The organism is Nocardioides malaquae (genome assembly GCF_015070385.1).
Classification (GTDB): Bacteria; Actinomycetota; Actinomycetes; order Propionibacteriales; family Nocardioidaceae; genus Nocardioides; species Nocardioides malaquae.
In genome coordinates this window covers 1-237 of sequence record NZ_JADCSA010001180.1, presented here as the reverse complement: position 1 = coordinate 237, position 237 = coordinate 1, and the positions used below count along the sequence as shown (strand labels likewise).

The following is a 237-nucleotide window of genomic DNA, read 5'->3' as shown; positions in this document are numbered from 1 at the left end:
CATCGCGGTTACTTGTGATTCACCGCGCTCAACATGGCCGCCAGGAAAAGGTAACCCCGACCACTGTGCGTCACTCTTATTTTCAACCAGGACATCGCCGGTCGCTGGATTGGTGATAAGGCACATGTTGACGAGTTCTGCACGGACGGTCCGGTCGTGGTGTTCATGCTGATCCTTAGTGGCTAACCAGTCTTGGGCCTTGTCATTGATGCTTGCCATGAATGCTGCTTTCGTTTG

At 53.2% G+C, this 237-nt stretch carries 1 protein-coding gene; it reads right to left on the bottom strand.

Translation table 11 applies throughout. The annotated features are described in order from the left end of the window. The coding region (locus IEQ44_RS18790; protein WP_227487719.1) for an NUDIX hydrolase at positions 1-219 on the bottom strand (219 nt) is incomplete at its 3' end. Positions 220-237 lie beyond the last annotated feature (18 nt).